The sequence below is a fragment of the Nocardia sp. CA-135953 genome, assembly GCF_050955735.1.
GTDB lineage: Bacteria > Actinomycetota > Actinomycetes > Mycobacteriales > Mycobacteriaceae > Nocardia.
Genome location: NZ_CP192082.1, coordinates 1,290,707 through 1,308,841, shown reverse-complemented (window position 1 = coordinate 1,308,841; position 18,135 = coordinate 1,290,707). Strand labels below are relative to the sequence as shown.

Below are 18,135 nucleotides of genomic sequence, written 5' to 3'. Positions count from 1 at the left end.
TCAGCCCTCCCCTCGTGAGGGCCGGGACGAGGCACGCCTGCCGTATTTGCGCTCGAACTTCTCCACCCGACCCTGGGTATCCAGCACACGGTGCGCGCCGGTCCAGAACGGGTGCGAGTCGGAGGTGACGTCCACGACCAGCAGCGGGTAGGTGTTGCCGTCTTCCCACTCGACGGTGCGCGCGCTGGTGGCGGTGGACCTGGTCAGGAACCGCTTTCCGGTACTCGAATCCTCGAACACCACAGGGTGGTAGTCCGGATGTATGCCGGTCTTCATTTCGCCTCTCCTCTCGGGCTTTTCGCCTGGCCGTCGATCGGCAGGCCGGTGGGTTCGCAGGGGTCGGCATGCCATTCGCCGAAGGGGTCCTCCCACTGCGCGACCCGCTCGGGTGCACGTTCGACCAGGCGCAGTTCGTCGTCCTCGACCAGTGCCCAGTGCAGGGCCTGCCGGATCTCGGCCGGGTCCGCGTCATGGGCCAGGATGACCAGCGAAATATCGCGGTCGCCGAACTGCTCGTCCCAGCGCAGCGCGGCCATGGCCCGGCGCATGGGATCGGCCTGATCCAGCTCGCTCGGACTCATGGCGGCCAGCCACGGTCCCGCGCCGCCGACGCGCAATCCGCCGCCGGCCGATTCCAGCCACACCACCTCGTTGGGCTGAGTGGCCAGCCACATCCGTCCACGTGCGGTCACGACGCCGTCGAAGAGTACGTCGAGGGCTTCGTGCAGGCGGGCCGGATGGAACGGGCGGCTCGCGGCGAATTCGACAAGGGCGACACCGTATTCGGCGCCGAGCGGCGGCTGGCCGCGCAACAGCGGCGCATGGGCATCGAAGACGCGGCCACGCCGCGAATGGGCCGGAATACGTGCGAGCAATGCCTCGACATCGGCGGAGTCGAGCAGATCGATATCGTTGATCCAGGCCACCGGCGCATCGGGCACGAGCCGGGACAGCACCGCGGCGAGTCGGGCCCGATCGACGGGATCGCCGGTACTGCCGTGTGCCACAACGGCATCCGCGAAATCGACCTGACCGACCGCCACCTGGGCCACGGTCCGGCCATCGTCGGCGGTTGCCGTTCCGCGCTCGGCGAGGGTGTCCTCGCCGGTGGCATCGGCCAACCAGGTTCGCGCGTCCACACAGGTGAGCACGGCTTCGACTCGCACGTCGCGGCCGGCCGGGCCGTCGACACGTCCGACCACACCGGTGACGACGATATTCTCGATCGCCTGACATACCGCTTCCGCCTCGAAGGCCGGATCCAGTTCCAGCACAATACGATCCACCGATTCGCGGGCGGCGAGCGCGCACAGCAGCGGTAGCAGATCGATGCGCAGGGTGCAGGAGACGCAGCCGTGCGCCAATTCGAGCACGGTCGAGGTCTCCTGCTCGCCGACGCGCACCGTGCGATGCACGATGCCTTCGCCGAGTCCGCTCAGGTCGTGGCGGATGGTGACGGTGCCCGGTGTCTCGCGCAGTGCGGTGGCCAGTCGTGCCACACCCGCCGCGGCCGCGCCGGAGCATCCGGCGAGCACAACGACGGGCGTTCTCCGGTCGGACTGCCTCCCGGGTGGGAGTAGGGCGGGTTCCACGCAACACCCCTTTCGATAACGATTTTCATTTACTGTCCGGCAACGGTACATTGTCGAGCAGTCGTTGTCGAAAATGATTGTCAAATACTGGAAGGAGTCCGTATGTCGGCCCACTGCCAGGTCACCGGGCGCAAGCCGGGATTCGGCAAGTCCGTATCGCACTCACACAAGCGGACGAGCCGGCGCTGGAATCCCAATATCCAGCGCAAGACCTATTACCTGCCCAGCGAGGACCGGCGCATCACGCTGAACGTCTCCACCAAGGGCATCAAGACCATCGACCGGGACGGGATCGAGGCGGTCGTCGCCCGCATCCGCGGGAGCGAAGCGAAGCGGTCGAAAAGATACAGCCGAGCCCGGGGCGACAAGATCTGACGGGAGCACCATGGCATCGAAATCGACCGAGATCCGGCCGATCATCAAGTTGAAATCCACTGCGGGAACGGGATATACGTACGTCACACGAAAGAACCGGCGCAACGATCCGGACCGCATGGTGTTGCGCAAATACGATCCGGTAGTGCGCAGCCACGTCGAGTTCCGCGAGGAGCGCTGATGGCCAAGAAGTCGAAGATCGCCCGCAACGAACAGCGTAAGGAGATCGTCGCCCGCCATGCGGCGCGGCGCGCTGAGCTCAAGGAACTGATCCGCAAGCCGACCACCTCCGAGGATGCCCGCGCAGCGGCACAGTCGGCGCTACAGCGACTGCCCCGCGATGCCAGTCCGGTACGATTGCGCAATCGGGACGCCGCGGACGGACGACCGCGCGGTCATCTCCGGAAGTTCGGACTCTCCCGCGTACGTGTACGCGAGATGGCCCATCGGGGTGAACTCCCCGGTCTGCACAAATCGAGCTGGTAGACAACCACTGATCTCGAGAAGGAAACCCGTCACATGGCAGTCAAGCGAGCACCCTCGAAGAAGGTTCGCGCCGAGCAGGCCCGTCGCCCGAAGAAGAACCCGCTGATCGCGGCGGGCGTCGAGACGGTCGATTACAAGGACATCAACCTGCTGCGCACCTTCATCTCCGACCGCGGCAAGATCCGCAGCCGCCGGGTCACCGGACTCACACCGCAGCAGCAACGCCAAGTCGCCGTCGCGGTGAAGAACGCCCGCGAGATGGCACTTCTGCCGTTCACCAGCCGGTAGACACCGACGCGGAAGGGCCCCGAAGCTGAATCAGCATCGGGGCCCTTCGTCGTCAGCACGTCACGGTGATCGTCACGGGATGGTGAGCACCTGGCCGGGATTGATGGCATCCGGGTTGTCGATGCCGCTGGCGTCGGCGATCTCTTGGTAGCGATTGCCGTCGCCGTAGAAGCGCTCGGCGATCGCCCACAGGGTGTCGCCCGGCTCGACCGTGTAAGCATTCCGACTCGGTGCGTGCCGATGGGCGCGCATCGGCCCCCGAATGTACTGTGCGGGCGAGCGGCGCGGAGGTATTGCGCGCAGGCTTAGCCGAATGTTCACTGTGTGGGCTTCATCGCTCTATCATCTTGTCGCACAAACTGACACAATCGTCCCCCTGGTTTGCTGGCCCGGTTCGTCTCGATGCTTCGGCGCGTGGATTAGGGTGGTCGGTATGTATCGGATGTCGAGAGTTCGGCCCGCCGCAGTCGCCGTCGCATTGTTCGTCGGCCTCGCCGTCACCGCATGCGGTGGCTCCGATAACGTTGGGGCACAAGGGAAGACAACGACAACTAGTGCGGCGAAGAGTACGCCGACCGAAGGTACACCCGCCGACGCGGGCCGGATGTTCGTCGCCGATCCGACGATCGTCGGCGCGCATCCGATTCCGTTCACATCCTGGTCACGGGTGGCTGATGATCGGATCGCGGTCAACTTCGAGACCGGATCGCCGGAGTGCTACGGCGTGGATGCCGGGGTGACCGAGACCGATTCGACGGTCACCGTGGAACTGCGCTCCGGTACGCGCGCCGATGCCGTCGGCCGAATGTGCACCATGATCGCGGTTTTCGGTACCCTCGAGGTGCCGTTGCAGGCTCCACTCGGCAGCCGGCAGGTCCTCAGCGCGGCCTAGACGCGTTCGGCGACCGCGTCCGCGAGGGCCGCGAATTCCAGGTAGGTTGCGGATTTGGCTGGACCCCAAGTCTTTTGCGCCATGACGCGCAATGGCATTCGTGATCGATGCGACTATCCGGGCCGGAGTTTGTGCGGTCGGGTCGTCGCACCATACGTGTAGACCGGAGCCGAAATTGCTCGCATTCTGGTCCGGAGTCAGCCGGGTGCCGTCCACGAAAAGTGTTGGGTCCCAGAGCTCGTAGGCCAGTGGTGCGGAAACATTGCCGATGGCGGCCGGCCCGCCGGTCACGTAATAGGTGAGCGTGAAGGCCGCATTCTTCACCTGATGTCCGGCGGCGATCTCGACCTGATAGCGCGCCGCGTATTCGATCAGACGCTGATGCCTTGCTTCGAATAGCGTTCCGGCGCAGTGGTTTCCGGATGACGTAAGCTCTCGAGTCGAAATCCGAAGGTGTCCGAGAAGTGCAGGTGCAGCAGGGCGTCCGGCTCTGCCCGGCAGTTGACCTATGACACGCAAAGAGGGCGGGAGCCGGTGGCTCCCGCCCTCTTCAGGGATAACTCAGTGCGCGAAGTGGCGAGATCCCGTCAGGTAGAGGGTGACTCCCGCTTCCCGGGCCAGGTCGATGGTGTCCTGGTCGCGAACCGAGCCGCCGGGCTGCACGATGGCCCGGATACCGGCCTGGATGAGCTGCTGCGGGCCGTCGGAGAACGGGAAGAACGCATCCGACGCGGCGACCGAACCCTTGGCGCGGTCACCGGCGCGCTGCACCGCGAGACCGACCGCATCGACCCGGTTCACCTGGCCCATGCCGACGCCGACCGAGGCGCCGTCGTGGGCGAGCAGGATCGCATTGGACTTCACGGCACGGCAGGCGCGCCAGGCGAATTCGAGATCGGCGAGGGTTTCCGCATCGGCCGATTCACCCGCCACCAGGGTCCAGTTCTGTGGGTTGTCGCCCGGGGCGTCGAGGATGTCTCGGCTCTGCAGCAGTGCGCCGCCGCTGATCGGGCGCAGTTCCGCACCGGCGCGCCGTGGCGGCTCGGCGACCAGGATGCGCACATTCTTCTTGCGCTGCAACACCTCCACGGCGCCGTCGGCATACGACGGCGCGACGATCACCTCGGTGAAGATATCGGCGACCTGTTCGGCCATCTCCACGGTGATCTCACCGTTGGCCGCGATCACACCGCCATAGGCGCTCACCGGATCGCACGCGTGCGCCTTGCGGTGCGCCTCGGCGAGATCCGCGCCGATCGCGATGCCACAGGGGTTGGCGTGCTTGATAATCGCGACCGCCGGCGCCGAATGGTCGTAGGCGGCGCGCCAAGCGGCGTCGGCATCGGTGTAGTTGTTATACGACATTTCCTTGCCGTGCAACTGCTTTGCCTGCGCGAGGCCCCGGCTGCCGTCGTTCTGGGTGTACAGCGCGGCGGCCTGATGCGGGTTCTCGCCGTAGCGCAGCACCGAGGCGCGCTCCCATGATCCGCCGATCCAGCTCGGGAACTGCTGTGCGGCAGCCTCATTCGACTCGCCGACCGGGGCGAGCACGCTGGTCATCCAGCTCGCGACCGCGATGTCATAGCTTGCGGTGTGCTGGAAAGCCTTGGCCGCCAACGCGGTCCGCTCGGGCAGTGTGAAACCGCCCGCCCGCACCGCGGCGAGTACGTCGTCGTAGTCGCCGCTGTCGACGACCACGGCGACCGACGGATGGTTCTTGGCGGCCGCGCGCACCATGGACGGACCGCCGATATCGATCTGCTCGACGCATTCGTCATTGCTCGCACCGCTGGCCACGGTCTGCGTGAACGGGTACAGATTCACCACCACGAGCTGGAAGGCCTCGACGCCGAGCTCGACCAACTGGTCGACGTGTTCGGCCTTGCGGGTATCGGCGAGGATGCCCGCGTGCACCCGCGGGTGCAGGGTCTTGACCCGCCCGTCCAGGGTCTCCGGGAATCCGGTCAGATCCTCGACCTTGGTCACCGGGATGCCCGCGTCGGCGATCTTGCCAGCCGTCGAACCGGTCGAAACCAGTTCGATACCGGCGGCGTTCAGTCCGGTCGCGAGCTCGATCAGTCCCGTCTTGTCGTAGACGCTGATCAGCGCCCTGTGAATCCCCTTACGCTCACTCACCGAAGTACCCGCTCATCTGGAATTACTGCCTTTCGTCCGTCGGAGACAATGCCTCTGGTGGCGACGGCGGCGACAACCTCCGCCAGCAACCGTCGCTCGACAACCTTGATGCGCTCGTGCAGCGTGACCTCGTCGTCATCGTCGAGCACCGGCACCGCCTCCTGGGCCAGGATCGGTCCGGTATCGATGCCGGAATCGACCAGGTGCACGGTCGAACCGGTGACCTTCACCCCGTAGGCGAGCGCGTCGCGGACCCCGTGCGCGCCAGGGAATGCGGGCAGCAACGCGGGGTGGGTATTGATGATCCGGCCGCCGTAGCGAGCCAGGAAGACCGGGCCGAGGATCTTCATGAATCCGGCCGAGACCACCAGATCGGGTTCAAAGGCGGCGACCGCATCGGTCAGCGCGACATCCCAGGCGGCGCGATCCGGGAAATCCCGCACGGCCATCCGAAAGGCCGGAATCCCCGCGGCGGCCGCGTGTTCGGTGGCCTGGCAGACACGGTCCACGCCGACGGCGACGACGGTCGCCGGATACTCCGGAGCGGCGGCGGCCTCGATGAGGGCGCGCAGCAGGGAACCGGTGCCAGAGGCCAGCACGACGACGGTTGCCGGGGTCGCGGATGGCACCCACGGGGCATTCGAGGACGGCTGGGGGTCGGCAGCCGGCGGGGTGGGCAAACTCAGCGGTCTACTCCTGCATGTCGGTCGAAAGGGCTGAGGCGGTATTACATCGCCAGGTAAGCCTAACGACCGTCCATCCGGTCACTTTCCGGCAGGTCCGCCTCGACCACTTCGGCATCGACGATGTCGGGGAAGGTATTACTGCCCGCGGCGCGCGACGTGGCGATGGCGGGCTGCTCGTCGACCAGTTCGCCGTCGAGTTCCACTTCGAAGTCGGGACCGGCGTAGTCCTCGTATTCGTCGTCGTATTCGTCGTAGTGCGCGTCCTCGTAATGATCGTCGTAGTGATCGCGGTCTTCGTAGTAGTCGTCTTCGTAGTAGTCGTCTTCGTAATCCGTGTACTCGTCGTCGTACCCGGTCACCGGCGCGCCGATGGGAACGACGACCCAACGCGCGAACACCAGACCCGCATATCCGGTTACTGCCAACCAGCCGAAGGCCACCAGCGCGAAGATCGGCAGGTCGAGCCCGAACTGCCCGAACGTTCCGAGATCGCCGCCCGCCACCACGCCGAGCAGTACCAACGTCACGGTCGCCACCCCGGCTGAGGTCAGCGTCGCCCAGGGCGCGGCCGCGCGGTCGTGGGAGGTCCGTCCGATATCGAGCCCGCCGAGCACACCCACCGCGGCCGGAAGCAACAGCAGCACCGGCCACCAGCCTTCGGCGGGGCCGGTCGGCACCGCCGCCATCAGCGGAATGGCCGGAATCGGGCCGCCGACAACGGAAAACACACCGATCGATGCATCCCCGAACTGCGCGCCGGAGCCGACGAGCACACCGACCGTCGCGATCACCACATTCGGCAGATATGCCAGCGAGAGCAGGATCAGCCCGAGCACACCCGCCGCATTGCCCGCGGTGTGAAAGGTGTCACCGATACGCGACCAGTGCGCGAGGAAGGACACGATGACGACCGCCGTGGCGCAGGTCAGCAGGCGCAGGACTGTTCGACCCGCGCCGAATGCGCCCGCGATCGCCCAGTCCGGCAACCGCAGCAGGGTGAACAGCCGACGCCGACTCCGGCTCGCGATGCCACCGACCGCGGCGATCAGATGCACGGCGCCGACCCAGCCGAAGGCGGCGAGCGTATTCGGCGGCTGCAATGCCACGACACCGGAGGCGTCCTCGGCGACCGCCAGACAGACGGCAGTGACCAGCAGTGGTCCGGACAGCGCCGCACCGACGATCCAGCCGAGATCCGCCCGCGAACTGTCCGGCTCGACCGCGCGGGCGCAATCGCGACCGGTCGCCCAGACCAGCAGTCCGGTCGGCAGCAGCGGTAGGAGTTCGAGTGAGGTTTTGCCGATCACCAGCGGAACCTGGTGTGCCGCAAGCCAACCCGCGGCGATCGCACCCGAGGTGCCGGCCAGGTTACTACCCGAGGACAGCAGGGCAGCCAGCATGAGGACGACGACCGCGACGAGCGCGTAGGTCGTCGGCCGGGCCGCGACCAGGAGCAGCACGCGGGCGCGCTCGGGGGTCAGCGATAGAAATCCGGCCTCGTCGAATACGTCCGCGGATGTGCGCGGCGTCGATCGGTCGCTCCGCGCCGGACGTTCCGGCGCGCCGCGGGACTCGGCGGTCCGGCGGACAGGAGAAGATCTCGAGGAGCTCATGGAAATTCAGCGTGGCAGCTCCCCCGGCGCGAGCGGGTCAGGCGCGCCGACCCGTTCTGTGGCGCGCCGGGAGAGCCGGCGAACTACTTGTTCTCGTCCGGACGGAATGCGTGGGTGGCGTCCGAGGAGGGGTCCGAACCGGATTCCCCGCCGAACGGCTGGTTCTGCTGACCCTGCTGACCCTGCTGTCCCTGCTGGCCCTGACCGAAACCCGGTGTGCCGTACTGCTGTCCGGACTGCGGGGTCCCGAAGTGCTGGGTGGCACTCTCATCCGGGCGCGGCTGCGCGGCGGGCGACGAACCGTAGGGGAAACCCTGCTGCGCCGCACCGTATCCGGGCTGCTGACCATAGGCGGGCGGCTGCTGGCCGTAGGACGGCTGCTGGCCCTGACCGTAGGTCGGCTGGCTCGGCTGACTCTGACCGTAGGGCTGCTGCGACTGGTACTGCGGGGCGCCCTGGCCGAACTGACCCGGCTGGCTCTGGCCGAACTGACCCGGCTGCCCCTGACCGTACTGGCTCGGCTGCCCCTGCCCGAAGGCCGAGGGCTGACCCTGTCCGAACGCTCCCGGTTGCCCGTAACCGCCGGAGCCGAAACCACTCGGCGGGGCCTGCGGGGTGGCGGGCTTGGGTGCGGGCGGGGTCAGGATGCCGGATTCGAAGAGCACGGCGACGACGGCGACGGCCGTCTGCACGAGCGCGAGGAATAGCAGCACATACGCGCCCCACTTCAGCTCGACGTTCAGATCGTCGGGCGTGGTGAAGGACAGGAACAGCGTGCCGAGGAAACCGGCTGCCGATGCCGCGGCCGCGGCGCCGGTCCAATTCTGCTTGGGCAGCAACGAAAGTCCGGCGAGCAGGCCGCCGAGCAGCAGGATGGCCAGCAGTCCCGCCGCGCCGAAGTACTGGAAGAGACTGAGCGTGTCATTACCTTCGACCGTGACACCTCGCACTTCCCGCGGCTTCTGACCGAAGAACGGGAGGAAGCCGAGCAGGAAGTTGATCACACCGAGCGCGGCGACGCCGACCACCAAGAAGTACGGCAGGCCCTTCGCGGTGGACTCGGTGCCGGTACCAGCCGATTGGCCAGAGCTGGAAGGTGCGGGCGGCGTCGCGGGTGCGTTGTACCCGGAGCCCCCGGTCGGGTATGACATGGTGGTCGTCTCCTAGGTCGAGTCGTACGTCCTCTGAACGGCTGGATCTTTACCTGACGCTACTGCACTCGCTTGCCCGGGTCACCCTCGACCAACTGGGCGGGCGACCGAAAAACGGCGTATACGCTGGTCCTTTCTAAATCTGCGCCGACCGATAACAATTCTGCGCTACCACCTCCGATGGGAACGCACTTCCCTCCAGTGCGCCCCGAGTGACTAGCGGCGCACGACATACCAGGCGCCGTCACTGCCGACGCGGTCGAAGTCCTGCCATTCGCCGGTCCGAATGCCCTCGTTGCCGCGGGCGAGGCACTGGTGTTCCTATTCGAAAGGGCCGAGGTTGCCCGGCTGGGCCTGGGCCGATCCGGTGCCGAACGGGCCTGCGACGGCGGGGGCGATGCCGCCGATGAAGCCGGCGACGGTGAGGGCGGCGACGGTGAGGGCGGCGACGGTGAGGGCGGCGATGGCCGCGATGCGGCTGGGGCGGATGCGATTGATGGTCATTGTCTGTGCCTTGTCCTGGTTGGTCCCTTGGCGATGACCAGAGTCCAGTGCGGCCGCATCACCTGGCGCGGCTGAATCCCCGCGAGCACTGGAATCATCTGCCGACACTCGCCTCGCCGGCCCACAACTGCACTGGGCCCAGCACCAGCACCTCCACGCCGCACAGCATGGCAGCGCCGCTTTGTCCGCGCACACCCGGTCGCCCGAGCACTGCTCGATCGCTGTATAGGCCGTGAGATCCCCACGGCGACAAGCATTCCAAAACGGACACAGGTCTGTTTCAGGGCGGTGTCGTGGTGGGTCGGGCGTGCCAAGCTGTCAGGCGATGCTCACCTACACCCAAGCCGTTGTAATCGGCGCACTGCAAGGCATAACCGAACTGTTCCCGATTTCCAGCCTGGGTCATTCCGTTTTGGTGCCCGCGTGGCTGGGTGGGTCCTGGAGTGATCTGGTCACCCAGGGCGATTCCGATTCCGGCACACCGTATCTCGCCTTCGTGGTCGGACTGCACGTGGCGACCGCGATCGCGCTGCTGGTGTTCTATTGGCGCGACTGGGTCGAGATCGTGGCCGGCTTCCTGACCACACTGCGCACCCGCCGGATCGAAACCTCGACACAGCGCCTGGCGTGGCTGGTGGTCCTGGCGACCGTGCCGGTCGGCGTTCTCGGGTTGCTGCTGGAACATCCATTGCGCACGTTGTTCGCGAAACCCCTTGCGGCGGGCCTGTTTCTGACGTTGAACGGAGTCGTGCTGATCACCGGTGAGGTGATGCGTCGCCGCAGCCAGCCGACGCTGTCCGACTACGGCCGCCGCTTCGCCGAGTCCGAGGCACGGACCAAGGCCATCGAAGAGGGATATTTCGTTGCGACGGCGGAGGAGCCGACCGGCCTCGGCGATCTGTCGGTCAAGGACGCGTTGATCATCGGTGTCTCGCAGGCAGGCGCACTGTTCGCGGGCATCAGCCGCTCCGGCATGACAATGGTCGGCGGCCTGCTGCGCGGTTTGGACCACGAGGACGCGGCGAAATTCGCCTTCCTGCTTGCCACTCCGGTCATTCTGGCGGCTGGCGTACTGAAGCTGCCGACGCTGGCCGGTCCGCAGGGCGACGGAATCCTCGGCCAGGTACTGGTCGGATCGATCGTCGCGGGCGGCGCGGCGTATCTGGCGGTCCGCTTCCTGGAGCGCTACTTCAAATCGAATTCACTGCTGCCGTTCGCGGTGTACAGCCTCGTTTTCGGAATCGCTTCGGTAGTCCACTTCTTCTGATACATCGCCGAAGGCCGCCACCCAATCGGGATGGCGGCCTTCGTTCGATCAGCGAATCAGGCGGTGACGCTTGCCTTCTCCAGGATCTCCCGCGCCAGCGCGGCGGTCTCGGACGGCGTCTTGCCGACCTTCACACCGGCGGCCTCGAGCGCATCCTTCTTCGCCTGGGCGGTACCGGCCGAACCGGACACGATGGCGCCCGCGTGGCCCATGGTCTTGCCCTCGGGAGCGGTGAAGCCCGCGACGTAGCCGACGACCGGCTTGGTGACATTGGCCTTGATGTAGGCCGCGGCCCGCTCCTCGGCGTCGCCGCCGATCTCACCGATCATCACGATCAGCTTGGTCTCGGGATCCTTCTCGAACGCCTCGATGGCGTCGATGTGGGTGGTGCCGATGACCGGGTCGCCGCCGATGCCGATGGCGGTGGAGAAGCCGAAGTCACGCAGCTCGTACATCATCTGGTAGGTCAGGGTGCCGGACTTCGACACCAGACCGACCGGGCCCTTGCCGGTGATGTTGGCCGGGGTGATGCCGACCAACGACTCGCCGGGTGTGATGATGCCGGGGCAGTTCGGGCCGATGATCCGGGTCTTGTTGCCCTTCTCCACGTTGTAGGCCCACGCGTACGCGGTGTCCTGCACCGGAATGCCCTCGGTGATGACCACGAGCAGCGGGATCTCCGCGTCGATGGCCTCGATGATGGCGTCCTTGGCGAACTTCGGCGGCACGAAGGCGATGGAGACGTCGGCGCCGGTCTCCTTGATCGCCTCGGCGACGCTGCCGAACACCGGCAGCTGGACCGCGTTGCCGTCCTTGTCGGTGTGCGCGACGGTGGTGCCCGCCTTGCGCGCGTTGACGCCGCCCACGACCTGGGTGCCGGCCTTGAGCATCAGCGCGGTGTGCTTGGTGCCCTCACCGCCGGTGATGCCCTGGACGATGACCTTGGAATCCTTGTTGAGGAAGATAGACATTTCCGGTTTCCTTACTTGGCCGCTGCCAGTTCGGCGGCCTTGTCGGCGCCTTCGTCCATTGTCTGCGCAAGTGTGATCAGCGGATGCGCGGCGTCGACGAGAATCTTGCGACCCTCGTCCACCTTGTTGCCGTCGAGACGGACGACCAGCGGCTTGTTCGCCTCGGCACCAAGGATTTCCAGCGCCTTCACGATGCCTTTGGCGACCGCGTCACAGGCGGTGATACCACCGAAAACATTGACGAACACGCTCTTGACCTGGGCATCACCCAGGATGACATCGAGGCCGGCGGCCATGACCTCGGCCGAGGCGCCACCACCGATGTCGAGGAAGTTGGCGGGCTTGACGCCGTCGTGGTTCTCGCCCGCGTAGGCGACCACGTCGAGGGTGGACATGACCAGACCCGCACCGTTGCCGATGATGCCGACCTCACCGTCGAGCTTGACGTAGTTGAGGTCGTTCTCCTTGGCCTTGAGCTCCAGCGGATCAGTCGCGTCCTTGTCCGCGAAGGCCTCGTGGTCCGCGTGGCGGAATTCGGCGTTCTCGTCCAGGGTGACCTTGCCGTCGAGCGCGAGGATATCGTTGTCAGGGGTGCGCACCAGCGGGTTGACCTCCACCAGGGTGGCATCCTCGCCGATGAACACCTCCCAGAGCTTCTGGATGGTCACGGCCGCGGCGTCGAGCACGTCGGCGGGCAGGTGGCCCTGCTCGGCGATCGAACGGGCGAACGCGAGGTCGACACCCTTGACGGCGTCGACGGCCACCCTGGCGAGGCGCTCGGGCTTGGTCGCGGCGACCTCTTCGATCTCCATACCACCTTCGACCGAGCACATGGCCAGGTAGGTGCGGTTGGAGCGGTCCAGGAGGAAGGAGATGTAGTACTCCTCCGCGATGTCCTTGGCTTCGGCGACAAGGATCTTCTTGGTAATGTGGCCCTTGATATCCAGGCCGATGATGTTCTGCGCGTGCGTGAGCGCGTCGTCCGGAGTGGCGGCGAACTTGACGCCACCCGCCTTGCCGCGGCCACCGGCCTTCACCTGGGCCTTGATCATCACCGGCTTGCCGATTTCCGCCGCGATGGCGCGGGCGTCCTCGGCCGTGTCCGTGACGCGGCCCTCGGACGAAGGCACTCCGTGCTTAACGAAGAGCTCCTTCGCCTGATATTCGAAGAGATCCATGTACTCACCGTCTCGTCTGCGTTGTGATGACAACGTCTTTGTTGGCGGCCCGACGTCGGAAGCGGGTCGGGTCGGACTTTAACCAGTCACATGGAGGGGCCAAACGGCCACGTTCATCCTAAGTGGCGCAGGTCACGGGGTGCTGCCCAGGGCAGGAAAACGCCTGGCCAAGGCTACTCGCGAGTAGGTTGCTGATGGCGCGGCAGGTAGAACCGCCGAACCGGTTGACCGACGGCCTTCTACTACGGTTCGTCGTCACTCCGCCTCACCCGCGTGCCCCGATCGCAGTGAGGTATTCCGGTGCGTTACCGTGATCAATCTCACATGTTTGGACGGATGCCACGTAGCGCTTGCGGACCGCGCAATCGTTTCGTTACCGTCAATGCGGTCGATGTCACAACACGGTCACGACTAGGAGGACGGCAAGCTTGACGCAGCACAGCACTCCGCAGACGGAGAGCCGTTCCTTAACGCCTATGACCAGGCAGTTCGACACCGTGATCTCTCGCTCGATGATGATGATGTGGCACCACCGATGAACCATCGCTCGACCTTCGCAACCGAAAATCGCGCTCGCTCCGGACATCGTTACCGATCCGATGACGACGAGGGATTCGGTGGACATTCCAGTGCTGCGGTAGATCCCTTCGGGACTTCGCCGCGGCGTACCGGTGGGCATCGATATGCGACCGGCGGACACGAGGACAGCTCGTTGAGTGCGAACGATTCTTGGGCACAATCCGATTCCGCTTGGGGACAGTCGCAGGCCGGCCCGTCGCCACAAGTCGATTCGTGGGGACAGTCGCAGGCTTGGGCACAGGGCGATTCCTGGGCCGATGGCGGTGCGTGGGCGTCCGAAGATTCCAGGACTCCCGAGGGCAACGAGACCTGGCACGCCGACTCCGAGGCGTCATGGACGCCGGAGGCGGACGGGTCCTGGGACGCCGACGAGTCCTGGGATGGCGAATCGTGGGATGGCAGCGACTCTTCCTGGGAATCCGAGGATCCGGAAGGGCCGGCCCGGCCCACTGTGATCCCGGGCCGCCGGGCGAACCGCGGTAATGGTGGCGCGCATCGGATGCCCGCCCCCCCGGCCTCGCTCAAGGGCCGCGCCGCGGTCGTCGCCGTCGCCGCGGGTGCGGTGGTCGCCGCCGGACAGGCCGCCTTCGCCTCGCCCGAACAGCCTTCGCAGGCCGTCGATTACGAGGCCGCCGGACAGATTCACGAAATCGCGGCGCAGTCGGTCAGCGTGGCCGAACCGAATACTTCGCCGGATTCGCCTCAGGTGCTCAATGTTTCGGCGCCGACCAATCTCAATCAGTTCGGCGACATGCTGCAAAAGGGGCAGAAGTTCGCCGACGATCTGGCGGCGCAGGAGGCCTCGAAACTCCGCCCGCTGTTCACCAAATTCGCGGCAGGCAATTTCACCTCCGGATTCGGCGCCCGCTGGGGCGTACAGCATCTCGGCGTCGATATCGCGGGCCCGATCGGCACGCCGATCTACGCCGTCGCCGACGCCACCGTGATCGAAGCAGGTCCGGCATCCGGATTCGGTATGTGGGTGCGATTGCTGCATGATGACGGCACCGTCACCATCTACGGTCACATCGACACCGCGACGGTGTCGCAGGGTCAGCGCGTGCTGGCCGGTGATCAGATCGCCACCATCGGCAACCGTGGTTTCTCCACCGGCCCGCACTGCCATTTCGAAGTGTGGTTGAACGGTGTCGACAAGGTCGATCCGCTGCCGTGGTTGGCGACACGCGGCATCAGCTTGGGCCCGCAGCGCGACTGATTCACCTTCCGGGCGAGGGGGCTCTCTTCGGAGTCGGTGTATCTCTGCGCGCTTGGAGTCGAATTCAAAGTGCAGCAATAGGATTCACCGAACGACTGGTTGCGGTACCGCTATCGATTCGTTACCGTCGTTGGACCCGTTCCCTTTCCGTAGTTGTGACCGGAGGATTGACATCTCCATGCGCGTTGCGAACACCCCGAGCGCTGTCCACGACACCCGAAGACCAGGAACTTTCGAACCTTCCTCGCATTCAGGACAATTCGGGCGCGCCAGTGGTGTGATGCGGTTACCGCGATGACGCGAGAGTGGCTATCGGGCTCCGATGAGCGAAGAGTACCGGTTCAGTATTATCTGGATAATTCTTGGCAATCTTCAGGGCAGTCGAACGACGACGAATCCTGGCAGCTGAATGATCAATGGTCGCAAGCGGATTCAGTGTTCGACAGTGGTATTCAGAGCTACAGCGGGGGATGGAATTACGCAGCGTGGCAGGAGCGTGCGCGGCAGAGCTACAGCGGCAGCCAGTATCACGCTGGGCAGGACTACAGCACAGGCCAGGATCAGGGCGCCGACCAGATCAACGCAAACCTCGATTACGGCGACAGCCTGAACTACGGCATGGGCAACGGCAGCTGGCACGAGCCCGTCGGCGACCACGATCAGAATTTGACCTGGAACGGTGGCGCCAACCGAGATTACGGGGCAAGCCAAGATCACAGCGCAAGTCCAGGCCACGCATGCCAGGATCACGGCACCAGCCTGGACCACGGCAGCTGGCACGAGCCCGTCGGTGACCACCATCAGGACTTGACCTGGATCGGCGACGCCGCAAGCCAGAGCGACGGCACAAGCCAACACCACAGCGCACGCCAAGAACACAGCACACGACTGTACGACGCAAGCCCGGGTTACGGCACCAGCCTGGACGGGATGGGTAATCGCGGCTGGCGCCAGCTCCACGGCGACCGCGATACGAGCCTGGACCGGAACGGCCGCGCTATCCACCACCACGGCGAAAGCCAGGGCGAAGGCGTAGGCGGGAGTCAGGAGACAAGCCTGAGTGCCGGCGTCCGCCAAGAACACGACGCAGGCCAGAACTACAACGCAAACCACGATTACGGCGACAGTCTGCTTTACAGTGCGGGCAATGCCGACTGGCGCGGGTTCGATGGCGGCCTCGCCGACTGGCGCGGGTTCGATGGCGGCCTCGATGAGGGCGTGGACCAGGATGGGATCGCGCTCCAACATCGCGATGGCGCTCGGCGCGACGACGCTTTGCGGAATCGCGGTGGGGCTCGGGGTGGTAGCGATTTCGGGGGTGTGGGCGGTGCTCGGGATGTCGAGGAGCGGGCGGGTGCTCCTGCCGATTCGGCCGGGCGGCGGAAGCGGCGGGGTGGTGCACATCGGGTGCCTGCGCCGCCGCGGGCGTTGAAGGGGCGGGCTGCGGTTATCGCGGTGGCGGCGGGGGCGATTGTGGCGGCGGGGCAGAATTTGGCGGCGGGTAGTGAAAAGTCGCCGCAGACAGCGGAATTGGAGGCCGTCGGACAGCAGCAGGCGTTGGAGCCGGTGAGCGGTGACCTGCCGACAACACCAGAGTTGCTCGACACGGCCACTCCGACGAACCTCGGGCAGTTCTCCGATGTGCTGGAGAACGGCGATAAGTTCGCGCAGGATCTGGCGGCGGAGGTGGAGGCGAAGCTGCGGCCGCTGTTCACGAAGTTCGCTTCGGGCACATTCACTTCCGGATACGGCGAGCGCTGGGGCGTGCTGCATCCCGGTGTCGACGTCGCCGCACCCATCGGCACACCGATCTACGCGGTCGAGGACGGCACCGTTATCGACGCCGGCCCGGCAGCGGGTTTCGGCATGTGGGTACGGATGCGCGGCGACGACGGCACCGTCACGGTGTACGGCCACATCAACACCGCACTGGTCTCGGTAGGCCAGCACGTCATCGCGGGCGACGAGATCGCCACCGTCGGCAACCGCGGCGAATCCACCGGCCCACACTGCCACTTCGAAGTCTGGCTCAACGGCACCGACCGCATCGACCCTCTCCCCTGGCTCGCCACCCGCGGCATCAGCCTCGGCCAGGAACGCGACTGACCCCGCACCAACAGCCCCCAGCCCCTCACCCCAAACACGCACCAGGAGCGCCTTCGACATACTCCGAGCCCCTTCGACGAGATAGCCGCACCAGCCAGCATTGTGCCCCCCACCCCCGCTCGCCACCCTCACAACCCAGATCTGGCATTGGTCAGATGTTCACCATGCGCTGACGGCGGCATCGGTCGAGAGACCACTCCACCAGCGCATGGTGAACATCTGCCCAGCTGGTGGAGGGGGCGCTGTGGTGATGAGGGTGTTGGTGATGTCGCGCTTGTTGGTGTGGTGGTCGCTGCTGGTTTCGGCGACACGGAGTTGTCCGCCGACGGCAGTGACCTGCGTCTCCTGGACCGATACCGCCCACTTATCTGCCCGCTCCGACGCGGAACGAGCAGGCACTGAAGTCAGGCGCGGCAGCGATTGCCGGTCCGATGGCTTCGATGCCACCAATAGCAGTCACCTCGTATCCCCGCCCGACACAGCCCGTTTTGTGGCCGCTCCGACACGGAACGCGACAGGCACTGAAGTCGGGCCTACGGCACGGCAGCGATTGCCGGTCCAATGGCTTCGATGCCACCAATAGCAGTCACCTCGTATCCCCGCCCGACACAGCCCACTTATTAGCCCGCTCCGACACGGAACGGGGCAGGCACTGAAGTCAGGCCTACGGCACGGCAGCGATTGCCAGTCCGATCAAACCCACGACCTTGACTACCTCCAACCCGACGTACCAATAGTGAGCGTGCGAGCGCGGCACCTCTGCGCCCGCGAGCACGCGGTCCGAGCGGCGGGTCAGCGGTGGCCGGACCGCGAGGAGTTGGATTGCGAGGATCGCGGCGGCGATGCCGAGCCAGATCCGAACGGCACCGCTGGGTGCGACGACCAGGGCCGCCACGATCAACAGGGCGGCGAGGACGGTCTCCACGATATTCAGCGCGCGGAATACCAGCCGTCCGATGCCGAGGCCGAGTGGCACGGTGATGCCCGGCGCCCGGAACTTCAGCGGCGCTTCCAGGAACGAGATGGCCAGCACCATGCCGAGCCACAGCATCGGAAGCAACCACAGCAGGTATTGCGCGACGGTTTCCATGTCGC

Annotated in this window: 18 protein-coding genes and 2 pseudogenes; 8 read left to right on the top strand and 12 right to left on the bottom strand. The window is 65.9% G+C overall.

Annotated elements, in window-relative coordinates:
* A complete protein-coding gene (locus ACQPXH_RS05905) occupies positions 1-276 on the bottom strand; it encodes a type B 50S ribosomal protein L31 (RefSeq protein ID WP_063036839.1) in 276 nt (91 codons plus the stop codon).
* Positions 273-1,592, bottom strand: coding sequence for a ribosome hibernation factor-recruiting GTPase MRF (gene mrf / locus ACQPXH_RS05900; RefSeq protein WP_433601307.1), 1,320 nt, complete (start codon positions 1,590-1,592; stop codon positions 273-275). Before mrf ends, ACQPXH_RS05905 begins: the two co-directional genes overlap by 4 nt.
* A gap of 102 nt (positions 1,593-1,694) precedes the next feature.
* Here mrf and rpmB point away from each other — a divergent pair, with 102 nt between their 5' ends.
* From rpmB to rpsR, 4 genes are read left to right on the top strand one after another with little or no spacing between them, the layout of a single operon-like run.
* Positions 1,695-1,967 carry a 50S ribosomal protein L28 gene (gene rpmB / locus ACQPXH_RS05895; protein ID WP_433601306.1) on the top strand — a complete coding sequence of 91 codons (273 nt, stop codon included), beginning with the start codon at positions 1,695-1,697 and terminating at the stop codon, positions 1,965-1,967.
* 10 nt (positions 1,968-1,977) lie between these two features.
* The gene (gene rpmG / locus ACQPXH_RS05890; protein WP_387293449.1) at positions 1,978-2,148 is read left to right on the top strand and encodes a 50S ribosomal protein L33; all 171 of its coding nucleotides are present in this window, start codon (positions 1,978-1,980) and stop codon (positions 2,146-2,148) included.
* Positions 2,148-2,453 carry a 30S ribosomal protein S14 gene (rpsN, locus tag ACQPXH_RS05885; protein ID WP_433601305.1) on the top strand — a complete coding sequence of 102 codons (306 nt, stop codon included), beginning with the start codon at positions 2,148-2,150 and terminating at the stop codon, positions 2,451-2,453. Before rpmG ends, rpsN begins: the two co-directional genes overlap by 1 nt.
* 33 nt (positions 2,454-2,486) lie before the next feature.
* On the top strand, positions 2,487-2,741 hold the full coding sequence (gene rpsR, locus ACQPXH_RS05880; RefSeq protein ID WP_355176510.1) for a 30S ribosomal protein S18: 255 nt from the start codon (positions 2,487-2,489) through the stop codon (positions 2,739-2,741).
* Positions 2,742-2,813: 72 nt separating this feature from the next.
* Here rpsR and ACQPXH_RS05875 read toward each other — a convergent pair.
* Positions 2,814-2,975 (bottom strand): annotated as a pseudogene (locus ACQPXH_RS05875) (LysM peptidoglycan-binding domain-containing protein); the annotation flags it as partial.
* A 199-nt stretch (positions 2,976-3,174) separates the two neighbouring features.
* Between ACQPXH_RS05875 and ACQPXH_RS05870 the strand changes: the two are divergent.
* Positions 3,175-3,633: a hypothetical protein gene (locus ACQPXH_RS05870; protein ID WP_433601304.1), complete on the top strand. Its 459-nt coding sequence runs from the start codon at positions 3,175-3,177 to the stop codon at positions 3,631-3,633.
* 561 nt (positions 3,634-4,194) lie between these two features.
* On the opposite strand, the gene purH is transcribed toward ACQPXH_RS05870, so the two are convergent.
* The 5 genes from purH to ACQPXH_RS05845 all read right to left on the bottom strand — a co-directional run bounded on the left by purH (position 4,195) and on the right by ACQPXH_RS05845 (position 9,723).
* Positions 4,195-5,769, bottom strand: a complete 1,575-nt coding sequence (purH, locus tag ACQPXH_RS05865; RefSeq protein WP_433601303.1) for a bifunctional phosphoribosylaminoimidazolecarboxamide formyltransferase/IMP cyclohydrolase — start codon at positions 5,767-5,769, stop codon at positions 4,195-4,197.
* Positions 5,766-6,398, bottom strand: coding sequence for a phosphoribosylglycinamide formyltransferase (purN, locus tag ACQPXH_RS05860; RefSeq protein ID WP_433601302.1), 633 nt, complete (start codon positions 6,396-6,398; stop codon positions 5,766-5,768). Before purN ends, purH begins: the two co-directional genes overlap by 4 nt.
* Positions 6,399-6,514: 116 nt before the next feature.
* Entirely contained in the window at positions 6,515-8,068 is a 1,554-nt protein-coding gene (locus ACQPXH_RS05855) for a cell division protein PerM (RefSeq protein WP_433601301.1), read from the bottom strand.
* Positions 8,069-8,151: 83 nt separating this feature from the next.
* Entirely contained in the window at positions 8,152-9,219 is a 1,068-nt protein-coding gene (locus ACQPXH_RS05850) for a DUF5336 domain-containing protein (protein WP_433601300.1), read from the bottom strand.
* A 321-nt stretch (positions 9,220-9,540) separates the two neighbouring features.
* Positions 9,541-9,723, bottom strand: a complete 183-nt coding sequence (locus ACQPXH_RS05845; protein ID WP_433601299.1) for a hypothetical protein — start codon at positions 9,721-9,723, stop codon at positions 9,541-9,543.
* A gap of 325 nt (positions 9,724-10,048) precedes the next feature.
* On the opposite strand from ACQPXH_RS05845, the gene ACQPXH_RS05840 reads away from it, so the two are divergent.
* Positions 10,049-10,990, top strand: coding sequence for an undecaprenyl-diphosphate phosphatase (locus tag ACQPXH_RS05840; RefSeq protein ID WP_433601298.1), 942 nt, complete (start codon positions 10,049-10,051; stop codon positions 10,988-10,990).
* Positions 10,991-11,046: 56 nt separating this feature from the next.
* Here ACQPXH_RS05840 and sucD read toward each other — a convergent pair whose 3' ends face one another.
* Both sucD and sucC read right to left on the bottom strand, forming a co-directional pair.
* The gene (gene sucD, locus ACQPXH_RS05835) at positions 11,047-11,961 is read right to left on the bottom strand and encodes a succinate--CoA ligase subunit alpha (RefSeq protein WP_433601297.1); all 915 of its coding nucleotides are present in this window, start codon (positions 11,959-11,961) and stop codon (positions 11,047-11,049) included.
* Positions 11,962-11,972: 11 nt separating this feature from the next.
* A complete protein-coding gene (gene sucC, locus ACQPXH_RS05830; protein ID WP_433601296.1) occupies positions 11,973-13,139 on the bottom strand; it encodes an ADP-forming succinate--CoA ligase subunit beta in 1,167 nt (388 codons plus the stop codon).
* A 712-nt stretch (positions 13,140-13,851) separates the two neighbouring features.
* On the opposite strand from sucC, the gene ACQPXH_RS05825 reads away from it, so the two are divergent.
* Together ACQPXH_RS05825 and ACQPXH_RS05820 are read left to right on the top strand one after the other, a co-directional pair.
* A complete protein-coding gene (locus ACQPXH_RS05825) occupies positions 13,852-14,934 on the top strand; it encodes a M23 family metallopeptidase (protein WP_433601295.1) in 1,083 nt (360 codons plus the stop codon).
* 1,389 nt (positions 14,935-16,323) lie between these two features.
* A pseudogene (locus ACQPXH_RS05820) lies at positions 16,324-17,040 on the top strand (M23 family metallopeptidase); the annotation flags it as partial.
* A 159-nt stretch (positions 17,041-17,199) separates the two neighbouring features.
* Here the strand turns inward: ACQPXH_RS05820 and ACQPXH_RS05815 are convergent.
* Together ACQPXH_RS05815 and ACQPXH_RS05810 are read right to left on the bottom strand one after the other, a co-directional pair.
* Positions 17,200-17,439 carry a hypothetical protein gene (locus tag ACQPXH_RS05815; RefSeq protein WP_433601294.1) on the bottom strand — a complete coding sequence of 80 codons (240 nt, stop codon included), beginning with the start codon at positions 17,437-17,439 and terminating at the stop codon, positions 17,200-17,202.
* 265 nt (positions 17,440-17,704) lie between these two features.
* A complete protein-coding gene (locus ACQPXH_RS05810; protein WP_433601293.1) occupies positions 17,705-18,130 on the bottom strand; it encodes a hypothetical protein in 426 nt (141 codons plus the stop codon).
* Positions 18,131-18,135: the final 5 nt, after the last annotated feature.